Source organism: Cryobacterium sp. Y57 (assembly GCF_002929505.1).
In the GTDB taxonomy this organism is placed as follows: domain Bacteria; phylum Actinomycetota; class Actinomycetes; order Actinomycetales; family Microbacteriaceae; genus Cryobacterium.
The window spans coordinates 1-19,187 of sequence record NZ_PJJL01000062.1 but is presented as its reverse complement, the minus strand read 5'-3'; the positions used below and the strand labels follow the sequence as shown (position 1 = coordinate 19,187).

10 protein-coding genes and 1 pseudogene are annotated in these 19,187 nt (G+C 65.4%); 6 read left to right on the top strand and 5 right to left on the bottom strand.

From position 1 onward, the window contains the following. Positions 1-5: 5 nt before the first annotated feature. Complete coding sequence (locus CXY72_RS06495; protein ID WP_104126884.1) at positions 6-1,613, bottom strand: hypothetical protein; 1,608 nt, start codon at positions 1,611-1,613, stop codon at positions 6-8. A gap of 245 nt (positions 1,614-1,858) precedes the next feature. On the opposite strand from CXY72_RS06495, the gene CXY72_RS06490 reads away from it, so the two are divergent. Next, positions 1,859-3,688, top strand: a complete 1,830-nt coding sequence (locus CXY72_RS06490) for a hypothetical protein (protein WP_104126883.1) — start codon at positions 1,859-1,861, stop codon at positions 3,686-3,688. Then, complete coding sequence (locus CXY72_RS06485; RefSeq protein ID WP_104126882.1) at positions 3,685-4,659, top strand: tetratricopeptide repeat protein; 975 nt, start codon at positions 3,685-3,687, stop codon at positions 4,657-4,659. Before CXY72_RS06490 ends, CXY72_RS06485 begins: the two co-directional genes overlap by 4 nt. Positions 4,660-4,746: 87 nt before the next feature. Here CXY72_RS06485 and glgB read toward each other — a convergent pair whose 3' ends face one another. Both glgB and CXY72_RS06475 read right to left on the bottom strand, forming a co-directional pair. Further along, positions 4,747-7,071 carry a 1,4-alpha-glucan branching protein GlgB gene (glgB, locus tag CXY72_RS06480; RefSeq protein WP_104126881.1) on the bottom strand — a complete coding sequence of 775 codons (2,325 nt, stop codon included), beginning with the start codon at positions 7,069-7,071 and terminating at the stop codon, positions 4,747-4,749. Beyond that, a complete protein-coding gene (locus CXY72_RS06475) occupies positions 7,068-9,068 on the bottom strand; it encodes an alpha-1,4-glucan--maltose-1-phosphate maltosyltransferase (RefSeq protein ID WP_104126880.1) in 2,001 nt (666 codons plus the stop codon). Before CXY72_RS06475 ends, glgB begins: the two co-directional genes overlap by 4 nt. A gap of 246 nt (positions 9,069-9,314) precedes the next feature. Here CXY72_RS06475 and glgP point away from each other — a divergent pair, with 246 nt between their 5' ends. Then, the gene (gene glgP, locus CXY72_RS06470) at positions 9,315-11,882 is read left to right on the top strand and encodes an alpha-glucan family phosphorylase (RefSeq protein WP_104126879.1); all 2,568 of its coding nucleotides are present in this window, start codon (positions 9,315-9,317) and stop codon (positions 11,880-11,882) included. A gap of 15 nt (positions 11,883-11,897) precedes the next feature. Here the strand turns inward: glgP and glgX are convergent, their stop codons facing one another. Further along, the gene (gene glgX / locus CXY72_RS06465; protein ID WP_104126878.1) at positions 11,898-13,976 is read right to left on the bottom strand and encodes a glycogen debranching protein GlgX; all 2,079 of its coding nucleotides are present in this window, start codon (positions 13,974-13,976) and stop codon (positions 11,898-11,900) included. 70 nt (positions 13,977-14,046) lie between these two features. Here glgX and CXY72_RS06460 point away from each other — a divergent pair, with 70 nt between their 5' ends. The 3 genes from CXY72_RS06460 to ligA all read left to right on the top strand — a co-directional run bounded on the left by CXY72_RS06460 (position 14,047) and on the right by ligA (position 18,793). Continuing rightward, positions 14,047-15,258, top strand: a complete 1,212-nt coding sequence (locus CXY72_RS06460; RefSeq protein ID WP_104126877.1) for a cysteine desulfurase family protein — start codon at positions 14,047-14,049, stop codon at positions 15,256-15,258. 63 nt (positions 15,259-15,321) lie between these two features. Continuing rightward, on the top strand, positions 15,322-16,548 hold the full coding sequence (mnmA, locus tag CXY72_RS06455) for a tRNA 2-thiouridine(34) synthase MnmA (protein ID WP_104126876.1): 1,227 nt from the start codon (positions 15,322-15,324) through the stop codon (positions 16,546-16,548). Beyond that, positions 16,541-18,793: an NAD-dependent DNA ligase LigA gene (gene ligA, locus CXY72_RS06450; protein WP_104126875.1), complete on the top strand. Its 2,253-nt coding sequence runs from the start codon at positions 16,541-16,543 to the stop codon at positions 18,791-18,793. The genes mnmA and ligA overlap by 8 nt, the downstream gene beginning before the upstream one ends. Before the next feature lie 192 nt (positions 18,794-18,985). Here the strand turns inward: ligA and CXY72_RS06445 are convergent. Then, positions 18,986-19,187 (bottom strand): annotated as a pseudogene (locus CXY72_RS06445) (aldehyde dehydrogenase); the annotation flags it as partial.

Sequence of the window (19,187 nt, the reverse complement as noted above, 5' to 3'; positions counted from 1 at the left end):
GGGGATTACTCGGCGGCGACCCGCTCTGCCTGCGTCAAAACGCTGCGCAGACTTTCAAAGTACCCGGCCACGGCGTCGCGTTCAATTCTAATCTGGGACAGCCGGTCCTCGGCGTCCGCCACGAGGGTGCGTGAGCGTGTTGTGGCGTCGGTGACAAGAGTGGTCGCAGCGGCGTGCGCGTCCCTGAGGATGCCAGCGGCGTTCTCTTCGGCGAGTTCCTTGTTCGCCTTGGCTTCCTCGCGGGCGCCAGCATCGAGTTGCTCGTTGAGGGTGCGCAGCTCGGCCGTGCGCTCACTCGTCTCGGTCAGCTGCCTGGCGGCATCCGCCTGAAACTTCTGAGCCTGCGCCACGGCCTCCTGATGCCGGGCGAGGTACTCCTGCTCGGCCTCGTCACGGCGGGCTTTCAACTCGACATCGAAGTCGGCTCGTGCCTGGTCGATCTCCCGGGCCAGGCGGCTCGCCTCGTGCTCGCCCTTCTTGCGCGTGGCGGTGAGCTGGTTCTCCAAATCGATGCGGGCCTGCTCGGCTTCGGCCTCTGCGTCGATTCCGGCTTGCTGGTTCTCCCGAGCCAGGTCGGCGGCCGCCTGTTCAACCTCGGCGGCGAGGGCTGCGCGGCCTTGCTCGATCTCACGGGCCACACCGGCGCGTTTGCGATCGAGCTCTCGAGCGAGATCGGTCTGGGCCTGCTCGCGTTCGACCTCCGTCACAGCGTGTGCCTGTTCGGTCTCTCGGGCCAGATCAATTCGCCCTTGCTCGACCTCGGCGGCGAGCAGGGTGCGGGCCTGATCTGCCTCGTGTGCACCGTCCAGCCGCGCCTGCTCGGAATCCCTCGCCAGATCGACCCGGGCCTGGTCCGTCTCGGCGGTCAGATCGACGCGGGCCTGTTCGGTTTCGCGTTGCAAGTCAGCGCGTTGCTGGTCGAGTTCCAACGCCACTTCGGCGCGGGTGAGTTCGGTTTCGTGGGTAAGGCCGGCCGCGATCTCCCGAGCCTCGGTCGCTTCCCGCTGGGCCACTACGCGCACTTCTGCTGCTTCCCGATCGGCTTCCGAGCGGATGGCCGACACCTCACGCTTGACCGTTGCCCGCGCTTCGGCAGCCTCGGTGGCGACAGCGCCCCGAATCATGGAGGCATCGCGAACCGCATCCTGGACAACCTGCGCCTGGTCATCCTGAGCGCGGGCGCGCACGTCGTCAGCTTCAACTCGCACGTCATCGAGAACCCGACGTGCCTTCACGGCAGCATCGGACAAAGTACGCTCGGCTTGCTCGAGGGCATTGTGGCGGAGCAGCTGCACCTCGTCGTTCGTCGCGGCGCGCAGCTTTTCGGCGTCGATATCGGCCTGGGCGATGACTCGGGTGGACTGCTCTTCGGCGACGCGAAGGGTATTCTCCAGTTTGGTTCCGAGGCCGGAAAAGGTGGGGCTGCCCACCTCTTCGATTTCAGCGTTGAGATCGTCAATGCGCGCCGCCATCCGTTTGACTTCGCGGCCGGCCTCGGCGTTTTGAGTGTTGGCCTGAATCAGTTCGCGACGCAGAGCCTGGATGGCCTTGGCGACCTCATCCTTGTCGTAGCCGCGAAATACCTGGGTGAAATCAGCTTCGTCGTCAGACACTTTTTACTCCTTACAGATGGGGCCCCGGCCCTCGATGGATCATGCATGACGGGGAACACCCCCAATTTTAGTGTGCTGGCGCCGCCGCCAGTACCCGCCCATTCGACGGTGGGGCGCCGGCGTTATTAGGCACCTTTCAGGAGAAGGCAGTATCGTAGAAGGTCTGTGTCTGAGCGCTTTCAGGCGCAGGAGTCAGCCAAAGTGACTGAATAATACCAACCAGCACACAAGCTGAAGGGTGATCCGTGCGTTTTGTTCTTGCCATCGTGGCCTTCGTGCTTGCTGCCGTGATGATCGTTCTCGGCATTGCACAGCGAACGATCCTTCTGGAACCCGCTTTTACGTCCCTCGCTTCTTCCGTCGCCGGCGACACGAAGTACACCGTGATAGATCCGAGCGCGCTGGCAGCGTCGACGGGCAGCCAGACCATCAACGTGCGCGGAGATGGCGCCATCTTCCTCGCCTACGGCCGTTCGGAAGACGTCGCCGCGTGGATTGCGGACGACGCGTACGCCACCGTCGGCCTCAGCGAAAAAACAGGCGAACTCACCTCCACCGTCACCGACGCCGCAACCGCCGATACTGCCGAGGGCACATCGGGTGCTGCCGCCCCAGCGGATGTCGCCTCCGCGATCGTGAATCCAGCCGGGTCGGACTTGTGGCTCGAGGAGTACACCGGCACGAAGTCCGTGACAACTACGCTGACCCTGCCGGAAGGTATGTCCGTGCTCGTCGCGTCGGACGGGATCGAACCGGCACCGTCCAGCATCCGTTTGTCGTGGGCGTCCGATAATTCCACCCCGTGGGCCGGCCCGCTGCTCGCTGGTGGTGCCGTACTGCTATTGGCCGGACTGGTGTTATACGTATTGGCTCTGCTGCATCTGCGTCGCTCTCGCAGGCCGCGTCGCAATGTGCCCCGCGGTCCCCGAATGCCGCGTTTACCGCGTGCGCCGCGTCCGAAGGCGATCAAAGCCAGTCAGATCACGACGTCGCGGCGGGGAATCGCCCGGCGCGTGGCCATCGTTCCCATGATCGTGGTCTCCGGGCTGGCGCTGAGCGGCTGTTCGGCCGACCTGTGGCCTGATTTCAGCACGGCCAGCACGGCCACGGCGACGCCAACGCCAACGCCTCAGCCCACCGATTCTGTCGAAGCCGCCGCCGAACTGCCGCCGCCCGCTGTCACTGTCTCCCAGTTGGAAACGATCATGAGCGAAATTGCGCTGCTCAGCGCGGACGCCGATACGAACCTGAATGCAGAGACTATTGCGACGCGATTCACCGGCCCGGCGCTGGAACAACGACTGGCCAACTACAAGATTCGTGCCGTCGATGCGGCAGTAGCCCCGCCGGTTGCCCTGGCGGGTGCACCGCTCACGTTCACGCTGCCGCAGCAGACGAACTCCTGGCCTCGTGTTGTCATGACCGTAATCCAGGACGAAAACGATCCCAGCATTCCGACCATGGCGGTCATCCTCAAGCAGGAATCGCCCCGCACGAACTATCACGTGCAGTATCTGTTCGCGCTGGAGCAGTCGGCGCACGTCCCGAAGGTGGCGCCCGCCATCGTCGGTGCCCCCGCCATCGCTCCCGACAACAAGTTGTTGTTGCTGCCGCCGAACGAATTGGCCGCCGCCTATGCCGACATCCTGCTGCAGGGCGAGGCGAGCCCCTCGTTCGGCCTGTTCGAGAGCGAAGGGGATAATTTTCGCGTTCAGGTCGCTGACCTGAACGCGGCCAAGGTCGCTGCTCTGCCGTCGACCGCTTCGATCGAATTCGCGGCTTCTGCGGGCACCGACGAAGCAGTAGCCCTCGCGACCAACGACTCCGGCAGCATCGTGGCGGTCAGTATGACGGAGACTGAAACGGTCAAACCGGTCGATGCCGGGGCCACGGTGGGCCCGGCCGCCGATGCGCTCGCCACGAAGGCGCTATCGGGCATCACCACTACGGCCAAGGGCTTTCAAAACACCTACCGCGACCAACTGCTGTTCTACGTACCCACGGCTGGTTCGAGCGAAAAAATCGTGCTTCTGGGCTTTGCCCAGGGCCTCATCACATCGGCGGAGCTTCCATGACGAATATGCCCCCTTTCGGATCGAACCTGCGCGGAGCGGTGGACCTCTCCTCGCTCGTGAACCGTGCCCCGGCGGGAACAACCCCGGCGGCCGATGCTGGTGCATCCATCGCCGGCGGTACTGCGGCACCCTCCGGTACCGTCGCCCTTCCGAGCCTTGTTCTTGAGGGTACGGACGCCAATTTCGGCGAACTGCTCGACTTGTCTTCGCGCGTTCCCGTGGTCGTCGGGCTGTGGGCATCCCGGAGCGAACCTTCGACACAGCTCATGGTTGTGTTGGAGAAGATCGTTGTGGGCTTCGCTGGCAAGTTCGTCCTGGCCCGCGTTGATATCGACTCGAATCCGCAGCTCGCACAGGCATTCCAGGCCCAGTCCGTGCCGACGGTCGCCGCCGTCATCACCGGTCAGCCGGTACAGCTTTTCAACGGCCCACTCGGTGAGGAAAAGATCATCGAGGTGCTCGGTCGCGTTCTGGAGCTCGCAGCGCAACAGGGTGTGACAGGCACGGCTCAGGCCTCAGGCGCGGACGCCGAACCGGTTGTCGCGACCCCGGAGCCTCTGCCGCCGCACCACCTGGAGGCGTACACGGCCATCGAGGCCGGCGACTACGCCACCGCCCAGAGTGAATACCGCACCGCACTGGCGCAGAACCCGAACGACACGATGGCCGTTGCCGGTCTGGCGCAGGTGAGTCTGCTTGCCCGGCTGCAGGGCAAGAGCATCGATCAGATTCGCAATGGCGCAGCATCCGCCCCCGACGATCTCGACGCGCAATTGCTGGTGGCCGACCTCGACCTCTCCGGAGGTCACATCGAGGACGCCTTCGATCGCCTGCTGGGACTCTTTCCGGCACAGCCCGCAGCCGGCCGCAACACGATCCGTGAGCGCCTTCTCGAGCTGTTCGAGGTCGTCGGTCAGGACGATCCACGGGTTCCCCCCACCCGTTCGCGTCTGACCGCCCTCCTGTACTGATTTCCCGAGTGCGCCCGAGTGCGCCCGGGTGCGCCCAGTGGCGGCTGGCTCAGTCGTACCGGCCAGTCACGCTCGAACATGATGCGATTAGCGGCGAAGGCGCAACCATAAGCCAGCGAGGGGAGGCAGGGTCAGGGTTGCCGATGCCGGGCGACCGGCCCACGGCTCGTTGTAGGCTTCCACGGCGCCCTGGTTTCCCACGCCGGATCCACCGAAGTCGGCGGCATCCGTGTTGAGAATCTCCTCCCACTGCCCGGCGAACGGCAGGCCGACTCGGTAGTCGGTATGCGGATGCCCGGCAAAGTTGAAGAAGCAGGCGACCGGAACGCCGTGGTTGTCCCAGCGCAGAAACGACACGACGTTCTGGCCGGCGGCTCCGCCGTCGAGTAGCTCGAAGCCGCCGGGGTCATTGTCTCGGCTCCATAGGCTGGCATTATCGCGGTAGACCCGGTTGAGCTGGGCGACCAGGTTGAACAGGCCGCGGTGCGCCGGCTGGTCGAGCATCCACCAGTCCAGTCCGCGGTCCTCGCTCCACTCCGAGCGCTGACCGAACTCGCTTCCCATGAACAACAGTTGCTTGCCCGGGTGCGCCCACATGAAAGCAAGGTAGGCGCGCACGTTGGCCAGCTGCTGCCAGGAATCACCGGGCATCTTCGAGACCAGGGCGCCCTTGCCGTGCACGACCTCGTCATGGCTGATCGGCAGCAGAAAATTCTCGCTGAAGGCGTAGATGAACGAGAACGTGATGTCATTGTGGTGGTACGAGCGGTACATCGGGTCGACCTGCATATACTCGAGTGAGTCGTGCATCCAGCCCATGTTCCACTTGAAGCCGAAGCCGAGCCCGCCGCCGCTGGTCTGCGCCGTCACCCCGCCCCAGTTCGTGGATTCTTCGGCGATCATGATCGTGCCCGGGTTGCGCTTGTACGCCGTAGCGGTGATCTCCTGCAGCAGGCTGATGGCCTCGAGGTTCTCGTTGCCGCCGTACTTATTCGGCTCCCACTGTCCGGCCTCACGCGAGTAGTCGAGGTAGAGCATGGAGGCGACCGCGTCGACACGCAGCGCATCGATGTGGAATTCTTCGAGCCAGTACAGTGCATTGGCCACGAGAAAGTTGCGTACCTGCATCTGGCCGAAATCGAAGATGTAGGTGCCCCAGTCCAGTTGTTCCCCGCGGCGCGGGTCCGGGTGTTCGTAGAGGGCCTGGCCGTCGAAGCGGGCCAGGGCGAAATCGTCCTTGGGAAAATGGCCGGGAACCCAGTCCATGATCACGCCGATGCCAGCCTGGTGTAGCCGGTCGATCAGGTAGCGCAGGTCGTCGGGGGAGCCGAACCGGCTGGTCGGCGCATAATATCCGCTCACCTGATAGCCCCAGGAGCCACCAAATGGATGCTCAGCCAGCGGCATGAATTCCACGTGTGTGAAACTCAGCTCCAGCAGGTACCCGACCAGCTCATCGGCCAACTCGCGGTACCCGAGACCAGGCCGCCAGGAACCGACGTGCATCTCGTAGACACTCATAGCCTGGTTGTGGGGATCGTTGGCCGTGCGATTGGCGAGCCAGGCGGCATCCGACCACTCATGGTGCGATTCGGTGACGATCGACGCGGTCTGCGGTGGTACCTCGGCGAGCCGGGCCATCGGATCGGCCTTCTCGACCCAGTCGCCGGATTGCGCGAGCAGCTGGAACTTGTAGTTGGCGCCGAGTGCGAGGCCCGGAATGAACAGCTCCCAGACGCCGGTGCTGCCCATATTGCGCATGGCGTGGGTGACGCCGTTCCAGCCGTTGAAGTCGCCGATCACCCGGGCGGCGCGGGCGTGCGGGGCCCACACCGCGAAGGAGGTACCGGTGGATGATGCCGTGACACCCTGGTGCTGGCGGTGGTGGGCCCCGAGCACGTCCCAGAGCCGCTCGTGGCGACCCTCACCGATCAGGTGCAGGTCCAGTTCGCCGAGCGTCGGGATGAACCGATACGGGTCATCACAAATCCAGGGCGGGGCGTTCTCGTAGCGGGCGTCGATCGTGTAATCGCTGAGCCCGACGATGCTCTCGCCCTGCCAGATGCCGTAGGCGAGGTGGGTCAGCTCGACGCGCGATCCGTTAGCGAGAATGGCGAACACCTCGGTGGCGAGGGGACGCAGTGCCCGCATGATGACGACCGGGTCTGACACTGAGTCTTCGTTGGCGAGGTGTTGGCCCAGAACTTCATGCGGGTTGTAATAGCGGCCGGCAGCGACGGCCTCGAGCACGTGGTCGGGCACCGGTTCGATCGGGGCCGCAGGCTTTTGGATCTTCTTGGGCCTGGATTTGGGGGACTGTGCCTTCTTGCCGTCGATGTTCTTTCCCTGACCCTTCGTGCTCGTGGTGTCGTGTTTCTGATGCTGTGCGTTTTTGTCTTTGCCGCCGCTCATGCGCGTGCCCGGGTCGGATCGTGTGGCGTGACATGCAGAATATGCACCGGTTCGGTGAAAGCGTCCAGACGCACGAAGTTATCGGACGACCAGGTCCAGGTGACGCCGGAGACGAGGTCGTGCACGTCGAAGTTGTCGCCGCGGGCAATGCCGAACCGGGTCACGTCGAGGTGCACCACCGTTTGGCGCACCGAGTGCGGGTCGACGTTGGCGACGATGATGAGGGCATCCGCTTGACCCGTTCCGGTGAAGGCAGCGCCCAGAAATTTGCTGTAGACGAGGATCGCGTCATCGTCGCTCGAGTGAATGTCGAGGTTGCGCAGCTGGCCCAGCGCGGGATGCTCCAAGCGGATGCGGTTGAGCAGCGTGATGTAGGGCGCGAGGGATTTTCCGAGCTCCTCGGCCGTGTTCCAGTCCCGCGGCCGGTACTCGTACTTCTCGTTGTCGATGCTCTCTTCGGCACCCGGCCGAGCGACGTTTTCGAACAGGTCGAAACCGGCATAGACCCCCCAGCTCGGCGCGGCCGTGGCGGCGAGCGCCGCCCGAATCTTGAACGCCGCCGGGCCGCCGAACTGCAGATACTCGGTGAGGATATCGGGAGTGTTCACAAACAGGTTCGGGCGCAGAAAGTCGGGGGTGTCGGTGGCGAGACCGTCGAAGAACTCCTCGAGCTCTTTCTTCGTGTTGCGCCAAGTGAAATAGGTGTACGACTGCTGAAAGCCGACCTTGCCGAGGGCCTGCATAAGAGCTGGACGGGTGAATGCCTCGGCCAGAAACACTACGTCGGGGTCGGTGGCATTGACCTCGGCGATAAGCCACTCCCAGAAGTCGAGCGGCTTGGTGTGCGGGTTGTCCACGCGAAAGATGCGCACGCCGAGGCTGATCCAATAGCGCAGCAATCGCAGCGCCTCGGCGCGGATGCCGGCGGGATCGTTGTCGAAATTGATCGGGTAGATGTCCTGGTATTTTTTCGGTGGGTTCTCCGCGAAGGCGATGGTGTCGTCGGGCAGGGTCGTGAACCACTCCGGGTGCTCCTTCACCCAGGGATGATCGGGGGAGGCCTGCAAGGCGAAGTCGAGAGCGAGTTCGATGCCGAGGGAGGCGGCCTTCTTCAGAAAAAAGCTGAAATCGGCGACGGTACCGAGGTCGGGGTGGATGGCGCCGTGGCCGCCGTCAGATGAGCCGATGGCCCAGGGTGACCCCGGGTCGCCGGGGGCAACGGTGAGCGAATTGTTCGGGCCCTTGCGGAAGGCTTGTCCGATGGGGTGGATCGGAGGCAGGTAGAGCACATCGAAGCCCATGGCGGCCACGGCGGGCAGTCGTTTGGCTGCGGTGCGAAAGGTTCCGCTTTTCCAGCTGCCGTCGGCGCGGCGAACGGCGCCCTCAGAGCGTGGGAAGAATTCGTACCAGGCACCGACACCGGCCCTTGCGCGTTCGACGATGATCGTGCGTTCGGCCGAGAAGGAGGCCAGGCCAGCGAGGGGGCGAGCCGCGATGGCCTGCCGCAACGCGGCATCCGCTACCGCGAGAAAACGCTCCGTAGCCGACTTGCCGGTGTTGGCGAGCGCTAGGGCCGCGGCCTGGAACACACGACGGGCGGCGATGGGGCGGCCGGTATCACGGCCGGCCTGTGCCAGGAGAACCCCGCCGATGGTGAACATGAGCTCGACGTCGATGCCCGCCGGTATCTTGATCGCCGCGTTGTGTTCCCAGGTCGCGAAGTCGTCGGCGTACGCGCGCACCCGATACTGCCAGTGACCCGGGACGCCGAGCTGCGCCTCGATGCCGTAGCGGTCGGTGCCGTCGGCCTGCAGCACCATCGGATGCCGCGTCGTGCTGCCATCCGGCGCCGTGAGCTGCAGGTCGACACCGATGAGGTCGTGCCCCTCGCGAAAAGCGGTCGCGCCAAACGGCACAACTTCGCCGACGAAGGCGCGGACCGGCCAGCGATTGTCGTCCAGCTGAGGAGACAGGTCAAGAACCGGGATGCGACCCATGGAAGTGGTGAAACCGCTCCCCGCCGCGGCATCCGCAGGCACGCTCGTGCGAGCAGTGCTCGATGCTGCCGGCTGGATCGTCTTTTTCGCTGCTGTCTTGGCCACACCATGACCGTAGCGTGAACAGTAGCCGTGGCGCTCCCTTTCCGTCGGGCGTGCCCGCGCGCGACGATTCCGTCGGGCGTGCCCGCGCGCGTTGATCGCGGTGTCACAGATTAGTCACCCGGCACCCCTAAGGTTGACCTCGTGAAGGCCATCCGCAAATTTACTGTCCGTGCCGTTCTCCCCGGGCCGCTCGCGGCTCTCGAGGAGCTTGCCGGCAATCTCCGCTGGTCGTGGCATGAACCCACTCGGCAGTTGTTCGAGCGCATCGCCCCTGAGCTGTGGCGCGAGATCGGTGCCGATCCGGTCGCCCTGCTCGGTGCCGTCGATCCACGTCGCCTCGACGAGCTGGCGCAGGACCACGACTACGTGGCGCAGGTTGATTCCACCAGAAACGGCTTGCGCGATTATCTCGATCAACCACGCTGGTACCAGGGACTCGAGGGCGAAAAACCGGCTGCGATCGCGTATTTCTCACCGGAGTTCGGCATCGCCGCTGCCCTGCCGCAGTATTCGGGGGGATTGGGAATTCTGGCCGGTGACCACCTCAAGAGCGCGTCCGATCTTGGCCTGCCGCTGGTGGGCGTGGGGCTGTTCTATCGCGCCGGTTACTTCAGCCAGGCCATCTCGCCTGACGGCTGGCAGATGGAAAGCTACCCGCTGCTCGACCCCGACGGGCTGCCGCTCGCCGTGCTGCGCCGAGCCGACGGTTCGGCCGTGCAGGTGTCCCTCGCCCTGCCCGACGACCGCACCCTGCATGCCCGCGTTTGGCAGGCCAAGGTGGGTCGGGTTCGCCTGTTGCTGCTCGACGCCGACATTCCCGAGAATGCTGACGACCTGCGCCTGGTCACCGACCGCCTGTACGGCGGCGGCGGCGAACACCGGTTGCTGCAGGAACTCCTGCTGGGCATCGGCGGTGCCCGCGCTGTGAAGCTGTGGAGCTCGCTGCACGGACTGCCAGAGCCCGACGTGTTCCACACCAACGAGGGCCACGCCGGGTTCCTCGGCCTCGAGCGCATCTCCAGCCTGATCGGCGAGGGCCTGAACTTTCAGGAAGCCCTGCAGGTGGCCCGTGCCGGAACCGTCTTCACCACCCACACTCCGGTCGCCGCTGGCATCGACCGCTTCGAGCGTTCCCTCGTGCGGCGCTACTTCGGCACCGATCTGCTGCCCGGCGTCGACGTGGAAGACCTGCTCGCGCTCGGAGCGGAGAGTTACTCCGGCGGCTCCTCCGAGGTGTTCAACATGGCCGTCATGGGATTACGCCTCGGCCAGCACGCCAACGGCGTGTCGACCCTGCACGGTGAGGTCAGTCGCAGAATGTTTAACGGGCTCTGGCCTGGCTTTGATTCAGCGGATGTGCCGATTACGTCGATCACAAACGGTGTCCACGCGCAGAGCTGGACCGACCCGGCGCTGAAGAGCCTCGCCAACGCGAAGCTCGGCACAAGCGACACCTCGACGGCGAACTGGGCCTCCCCTGATGTGTCCGACCAGGACCTGTGGTCGGTGCGCGGGCAGATGCGCCTGCAGTTCGTCGCGGATGCCCGCCGCCGTCTGCATAATGCTTGGCGCGACCAGAACCTGGGCGGCATCCCCCCGGCCTGGATGGGCCGGGTGTTCGACCCGAACGTGCTGACCATCGGTTTCGCCCGCCGCGTTCCTACGTACAAGCGCCTGACCCTGATGCTGCACGACCCTGAACGTCTGCGCGCCCTGCTGTTGCACCCGGAGCATCCGATTCAGATCGTCATCGCCGGCAAGTCACACCCCGCCGATGAGGAGGGCAAACGACTGATCCAGAAGATCGTGCAGTTCGCGGCGGATCCGGCCCTGCGCACGCGCATCGCTTTTCTCCCCGACTACAACATTGCGATGGCCCAGCTCATGTATCCGGGAACGGATGTCTGGCTCAACAATCCACTCCGCCCGCTCGAAGCCTGCGGCACGAGTGGCATGAAGGCGGCCTTGAACGGCGCCCTCAACCTGTCGATTCTTGACGGCTGGTGGCCGGAATACTATGACGGCAAGAACGGATGGGCAATTCCGTCGGCCGATTCGGCCGGCGACTCCGCCGAACGGGACCGGCTCGAAGCCGAGGCGCTGTACGACCTGATCGAACACCAGGTCGCCCCGATGTTCTATGAACGCAACGGCGACGACGTACCCGAACGATGGGTGTCAAATATCCGGCACACCCTCAGTTCCCTGTCGCCCGCACTGTCCGCTGACCGTATGGTCAGTGAATATGTGCAACGTCTATATCGCCCGGCCGGGCACTACGAAGCGCTCATGTCGGCGAACAACTACCGCGCGGCCCGCGAACTGGCGGCCTGGAAAGGGCGGATCGTCTCGGCCTGGCCGCAGGTCGCGGTGACCCACGTCGAATCGGGCGGCGTTTCGTCGGTGCCAGAAGTGGGTGATGACCTGCACCTGCGCGCGCACGTGCAGCTCGGCGGACTCGTCGCTGACGACGTGACCGTCGAAGTTGTCTACGGTAAGAGCCTCGGCACCGACGAACTGCGCGATGTGGCCACTCAGGCGCTCGAACCGGCACTGGTGAAAGAAGCACCGGCCGGCGGTGCCACCCTGTTCACAGGAACGGTCGAACTCGACCGGGCCGGAACGTTCGGTTATACCGTGCGCGTCGTTCCGAAGAATGACCTGCTCACCAGCCCCGCCGAAATGGGGCTGGTCGCCGTCGCAAGTTAGACGGCCCTGACTCGCTCAGGCACGGGGCGTACGGCGCGGCACGAGCGCGCCGTGCGCGCGCATAAGCTGCATCGAGGCACCCGGAACGAACAGGGAAGTGCCCGGTGCGTGCTCGATGACCGAGTCGCGCAGGTCGTCGTGACTGGAATCCCAGAGCAACGTATACGCATCCACTCCCTCATGCCTGGGCAGGGTGACCGTCTCGTCGTGCTCCCGCGCGTTGATCACGAGCAGGATGCGATTGAACGCTTCATGCTCGGGGGTCGACGCCGCCATGTACTGCAGAGTGCGCTCGGTCGGCGAGTTCCAGGCATCGCCGGTGAGTACCTCGCCAGCGATGTTGTACCAGTCCAGCTGGCTGGCACTGGGCGTGGTTTCGCCGAACCGTCCGAAGTGCACCGGACGCAACGCCGGGTTCTCCCGGCGCAGCTGCAGCAGGCGGCGAGTGACCCGGTGCAGGTCCTGCTGCCAGTCGTCGAAATCCCAGTTCAGCCAGGTCAGCTCGCTGTCCTGGCAGTAGGCGTTGTTGTTGCCCCGCTGGCTGCGCCCGAACTCATCGCCGGCGGTGAGCATGGGGATGCCGGCCGACAGGAGCAGAGTGCCGAGCAGGTTGCGCATGGCCTTGCGGCGGGTGGCCAGTATGGCTACGTCGCGAGTCGGCCCCTCCACCCCGTGGTTGTACGAGCTGTTGTTGTCGGTGCCGTCCCGGTTCGACTCGCCGTTGCCGAGGTTGTGTTTCACGTCGTACGCGGTCAGATCGGCGAGGGTGAACCCGTCGTGCGCGGTAATGAAGTTGAGCGAGGCGAGTGGGCCGCGCTTCTGGGAGAACGTGTTCGAGGAACCGGCGACCCGGGTCGCGAACCGTCCGATCCCGCTGCCGGCTGAGCCGCTTAGGCGCAGGCTCTTCATATCCGAAAGCCAGAAGTCGCGCATGCGGTCGCGGTAGCGGTCGTTCCACTCGGTCCAGCCGGGCGGAAAATTGCCGGTCTGCCAGCCGCCCTGGCCGACATCCCACGGCTCTGCGATGAGCTTCACGCCGGCCAGCTCCGGGTCGTCGCGAATCTCGGTGAGCAGCGGATGCTCCGGGTCGTAGACGACGCCGCCGTCGCGGCCGAGCGTCGCCGCCAGATCGAAGCGGAACCCGTCGATCTGCACATCGTTGGCCCAGTAGCGCAGCGAATCGAGCACGAGCCGTTTCGGCACGTCGTGGCTGAAGTTGACCGTATTGCCACAGCCGGTCACGTCGATGTAGGCACCGGACTCATCCTGCCGGTAATAGCCTGCATTGTCGATGCCGCGCAAACTCGTAACGGGGCCGTTCCGACCCTCTTCGGCGGTGTGGTTGTAGACGACGTCGAGGATGACTTCGAGCCCTGCCTCGTGCAGCAGCTTGACCATGCCCTTGAACTCGCGCAGCACCGCTGCCGGCCCGGCGGACTGGGCAGCCTGGGTGGCGTAGTCGGCGTGCGGGGAAAAGAAATTGAGGGTGTTGTACCCCCAATAGTTGATCAGGCCCTGTTTGATCAGGCGCTGCTCCGACACGAACGCCTGCACCGGCAAGAGTTCAACCGCGGTCACGCCGAGGTCCTTCAGGTAGGCGATCGTGGATTCGTGGGCGAGACCGGCGTAGGTGCCCCGCAGCGCAGCCGGAACCAGCGGGTTCATCCGGCTGAGGCCGCGCACGTGCGCCTCGTAGACCACGGTGTGATCGAGGGCCGTGCCCGGTTTCTCGGCGCCGTTCCAATCGAAATCGTCGTCGACCACCGAGGACTGCCACAATCCGGCGCCGACCCGAACCAGACCACGTGAATACGGTTCGATCAGAGTCTTCTCGGGGTGAAAAGAATTCTGTGCGCTGGCCGGACCCGACACTCGGATGCCGTACCGGCGCCCCGGTGACAGCGTGCGCGATTTGCCGGACCACACACCGTGCGCATCCTGCGTCATTGGTACGCTTTTGATGATCCAGTTCGGGTCGATCTCGTCGAACAGACACAGGTCCATGGCGTCGGCATGTTCGGCCCAGACGCGGAGTTCGCCGCCGGCGCTAGTTAGTCGCACACCGAGGTTGCGCAGGGGATCGGTGGAACTCATGGATTCAAGAGTAATCAGTGTGGGGGAGGGTGACGACCACCGGCATCCGCTCGACTGTAAAATGGCAGGCATGGTTGTCTATCTGGATCACGCGGCGACCACGCCGATGCTCCCCGCCGCTATTGCCGCCTACGCCGAAGCGATGAGCGTCGTCGGTAACCCCGCCTCGGTGCACAGCCAGGGCCAGAATGCCAAACGGATGCTCGAAGAATCGCGCGAGATCGTGGCCACCAGTCTCGCCTGCGATCCGATCGAAGTCGTCTTCACCGGAAGCGGCACCGAGGCGATCAACCTCGGCATCAAGGGCTTGTTTTGGGCCCGCGCCCCGCGCCGGCGCATTTTGGTACCCGGCGGCGAACACCACGCGACCCTCGACACGGTGGAGTGGCTCGCGCAGCACGACGGGGCCATCGTCGAGTGGATTCCGCTCGATCATGAGGGACGCATCGACCTTGGCGCGCTGGCGGATGCCATTGCGCGTGATCCCCTGGACGTTGCGCTGGTGAGTGTGATCATGGCCAACAATGAGGTCGGTACCCTCGAACCCGTCGCCGAGGTGGCGGCGCTCGCCGCCGCCAACGGCATCCCGGTGCACGTCGACGCTGTCGCCGCCTACGGTTACGTTCCGGTCGACTTTCGCACGCTCGCCGCTGCAGGTGTGTCGGCGCTGAGCGTATCGGCGCACAAGGTCGGCGGCCCGGTCGGCATCGGCGCGCTCGTGCTCGGCCGGGCGACGACCGTCGAGCCACTCATTCACGGCGGCGGCCAGCAGCGCAAGGTGCGTAGCGGCACCCAGGATGTCGCGGCGGCGGTCTCGTTCGCCGTAGCGGCATCCGCCATCACCGTTGAGCAGCGGGCGGCCCGGCAGCCAGAAGGGGCGGGAGGAGTCAAAACTGTTCGTCTGGCGGCGCTGCGCGACCGGGTCATTGCCGGTGTCGCGCGGGTCGCTCCCGGCGCCGTACTCAACGGCGACCCGACCACCCGGCTGCCGGGCAACGCCCACTTCAGCTTTCCCGGCTGCGAGGGCGACTCGCTGTTGTTCCTGCTCGACGCCGCCGGGGTGTCGGTGTCGACCGGATCAGCCTGCCAGGCCGGGGTGCCGGAACCCTCGCACGTGCTGCGGGCGATGGGACGCAGCGAGGTCGAGTCCCGCGGTGCCCTGCGCATCACCCTCGGCCATACGTCGACGGACGCGGACGTCGACGCGCTGCTCGCGGCTCTGCCCGCAGCCCACGCCCAGGCGCTCGTTGCCGGTCTGGCCGATCGGGTGCCCGGGCACTGACGGGCTGACGTTTGCTCAAACGGGCACTCCGCGTACACTCGTTGAGTGAAGGTTTTAGCAGCAATGAGTGGCGGTGTTGATTCCGCCGTCGCAGCCGCACGTGCGGTCGAAGCTGGACACGAGGTGGTTGGCGTGCATCTGGCGCTGAGCCGGATGCCGGGCACACTGCGCACCGGCAGTCGTGGCTGCTGCACGGTGGAAGATTCGATGGATGCCCAGCGTGCCGCCAATATCATGGGCATTCCCTACTATGTCTGGGACTTCTCGGAACGCTTCAAACTCGACGTCGTCGACGACTTCATTGCCGAGTACGCCGCCGGCCGCACGCCGAACCCCTGCATGCGCTGCAATGAGAAGATCAAGTTCGCCGCCCTGCTTGAAAAGGCCATGGCCCTCGGCTTCGACGCCGTCTGCACCGGCCACTACGCGAGCATCCTGACGGATGCCGATGGCAACAAGGAACTACACCGCGCGGCCGCCTGGGCGAAAGACCAGTCCTACGTGCTCGGTGTGCTCACCGCCGACCAGATCAACCACTCCATGTTTCCGCTCGGCGCCACGCCGACCAAGGCCGAGGTGCGCGCCGAAGCGGCCGAACGCGGCTTCTCGGTGGCCAACAAGCCCGATTCCTACGACATCTGCTTCATCCCCGACGGCGACACCAAGGGCTGGCTCGGCGAACGCGTCGCCCCAGTGACCGGTAATATCCTCGACCGGGAAGGCAACACCCTCGGCCAGCACGACGGCGCCGTCGCGTTCACCGTCGGCCAGCGCAAGGGGCTGTCGATCGGCACTCCGGCCGCCGACGGCAAGCCGCGCTTCGTGCTTGAGGTGCGCCCGATCACCAACACGGTCGTCGTCGGTCCGAAGGAGGCGCTCGCCATCAAGGAGATCGCCGGCAACAAGTACACCTGGGCGGGGCTTGCCCCCGAACATCCAGATGTCGCGTTCCCCTGCCATGTGCAGATCCGCGCCCACGCCGACCCGGTACCTGCGGTAGCCCAGGTCGTCTCGACCACCGCGGTGACCGGAGTCCTCGACTCGGTCGAGTTGCGCATCATTCCGAACGAGCCGCTGGCTGGCGTCGCCCCCGGGCAGACCGCCGTGGTGTACGTCGGCACCCGGGTGCTCGGCCAATGCACCATCGACCGCACCGTCAGCGCCGTTCCGGTTGCTGTCACCGCTTCTGTTTCCACCGACACTGTCCCCACCGCTTCTGTTCCCACCGCTTCTGTTTCCACCGCTACTGTCCCCACCGCTTCGGCCAGCCCCGTCCCGGTCAATGCCTGAGTCCGTTGTTGCCACCACACCCGACGCGCTGAGTGCCGCAGCGGCCGAGGCTGCCGATATCACCACCCGCGTGCTTGCCGCCCGTGACGCCTATTACGAGCGCGACACCGTCATTATCTCCGACGCCGAGTACGACCGGCTGGTTCAACGCCTCGACGAACTCGAGCGATTGCATCCCGAGCTGGCGAGCCAGGACAGCCCTACCCAAACGGTCGGCGGTCGAGCCGAAGTCACCCTGTTCGACCCGGTGACACACGCCGAACGCATGCTCAGCCTCGACAACGTTTTCTCCCTCGAAGAATTCGACGCCTGGGCTCGCAAAGCCGCGGAAAACTCCGGCCGCGCGGTGCACTACCTGTGCGAACTCAAGATCGACGGCCTCGCCATCAACCTGCGCTACGCCAATGGAGTGCTCGTCTCCGCGGCGACCCGCGGCGACGGGGTCGTCGGCGAAGACGTGACCGAGAACATCGACCTCGTACCCGGCATCCCGAGTCGCCTGGCTGGCACCGGGCATCCATCACTCATGGAGGTGCGCGGAGAGGTGTTCTTTCCGACGGTCGCGTTCGACGAGCTGAACGCGGCGCAGTCCGCGGCCGGCGAGCGGATGTTCGCCAACGCTCGCAACGCTGCGGCCGGGTCGTTGCGGCAGAAAGCCTCCGGCAAGAACGCGGACCAGCTGCGCCTCATGAAGGCGCGCCTGGGTCGGCTGCGCATGCTCGTTCACGGCATCGGCGCCTGGGAGAACCCGCCCGTGCAGACCCAGTCCGAGGTCTACGGCCTGCTCCACGGTTGGGGGCTGCCGACCAGCAGCTACTTTCGCGTGGTCCCGTCGGTCGCCGAGGCGGCTGAGTTCATCGAGTATTACGGAGCGCACCGCGGCAGCGTCGTGCACGAGCTCGATGGCATCGTCATCAAACTCGATGAGCTCGCCCTGCACGCCGAGCTTGGCGCCACCAATCGGGCGCCGCGCTGGGCAATCGCCTACAAATACCCGCCGGAGCAGGTCAACACGAAACTGCTCGATATCGTCGTGAGTGTCGGCCGCACCGGCCGCGCCACCCCCTTCGCGGTCATGCAGAAAGTACTCGTGGCCGGCAGCGAGGTACGCCAGGCGACACTGCACAACCAGGACGTCGTCAAGGCCAAGGGGGTCCTGATCGGCGACACGATCGTGCTGCGGAAGGCCGGTGACGTCATTCCCGAGGTGCTGGGCCCGGTCGTCGAACTGCGCGACGGCACCGAACGCGAATTCGTCATGCCCCAGAACTGCCCGGAATGCGGCACCCCGCTGGCCCCGGCCAAAGAGGGCGACATCGACCTGCGCTGCCCAAACGCGCGCAGCTGCCCCGCGCAGGTACGCGGCCGAGTCGAACACATCGGCAGCCGTGGGGGGCTCGACATCGAGGTGCTCGGCGAGGTCGCCGCTTCTGCGCTCACCCAGCCGACCGTGCCGGCCGACCCGCCGCTGTCGACCGAGGCCGGCTTGTTCGCCCTGAAACTTGCCGACCTGTTGCCGATCCAGGTGATCGTGCGCGACGCCGAAACGGGCTTGCCGAAGGAAGACGATGGGGTTGCGAAAATTCGTATGCCGTTCTGTCGCAATCCGAGTCCGGCCGAAAAGAAGCAGGGTCTGACCGGCCTGCAGCCGTCCTCCAGCGCGCTCAAGCTCCTGGCCGAGATCGAGAAGGCCAAGACGAAGCCGCTGTGGCGCATTCTGGTGAGCCTGAACATCCGTCATGTCGGCCCGGTCGCCGCCCGGGCACTGGCCAACCACTTCGGCTCACTCGACGCCGTTCGTGCGGCGACCCGCGAAGAACTCGCCGGCGTCGACGGGGTTGGCGGCATCATCGCCGACGCAGTGCTCGCCTGGTTCGTGGTGGACTGGCACGAAGATATCGTCACCCAGTGGGCCGCGGCCGGAGTGCAGTTCGCCACCCCGGGCCACCCCGGTCCGGGCGCGGCCGAGGCCGCCGGGGGAGTGCTCGCGGGGCTGACCGTCGTGGCCACCGGATCACTCGAGGGCTTCACCCGGGAGGGCGCGCAGGAGGCGATCATCGCCGCCGGCGGTAAAAGCGCATCGAGCGTGTCCAAGAACACCGACTTCGTGGCAGCCGGGCCCGGCGCCGGATCGAAACTGGGCAAGGCCGAAGCCTTCGGCATCCGAATCCTCGACGCCGACGAATTTCGAACCCTGCTCACGGAGGGGCCGGCCGGGTTGGCGACCGCGCCGGCATCCACGTAGGCTGCTGCACCGGCGCCGCGCTGAACGCGGGGCGGCACTCGCAAGTGCCACCCCGCCGAACTCAGCGCCCAAGTTAGAGCGTGTGCTGGTTGCGCTTTCGGTGTGGATTACTATCCGAACTCGAGTTCACGCCCTCACTCGTTGAGTCCGAGGGTTGATCGCGCTGCGGCGAGTTCGTTCAACGGTGCCCTATTAGGGCTTGAGGATGACTTTGGTCCACCCGTCGTTGCGGTCGCCGAAGTTCTTGTAGGCATCCACGGCTTTACTGAGCGGGACCTCGTGCGAAACGATCCACGACGGCTTGGCTTTGCCAACGGCAATCAGGTCGCGCAGTTGCCGATTATATTTCTTCACCGGGCATTGGCCGCTGCCCATGCTCTGGCCTTTGAGCCAC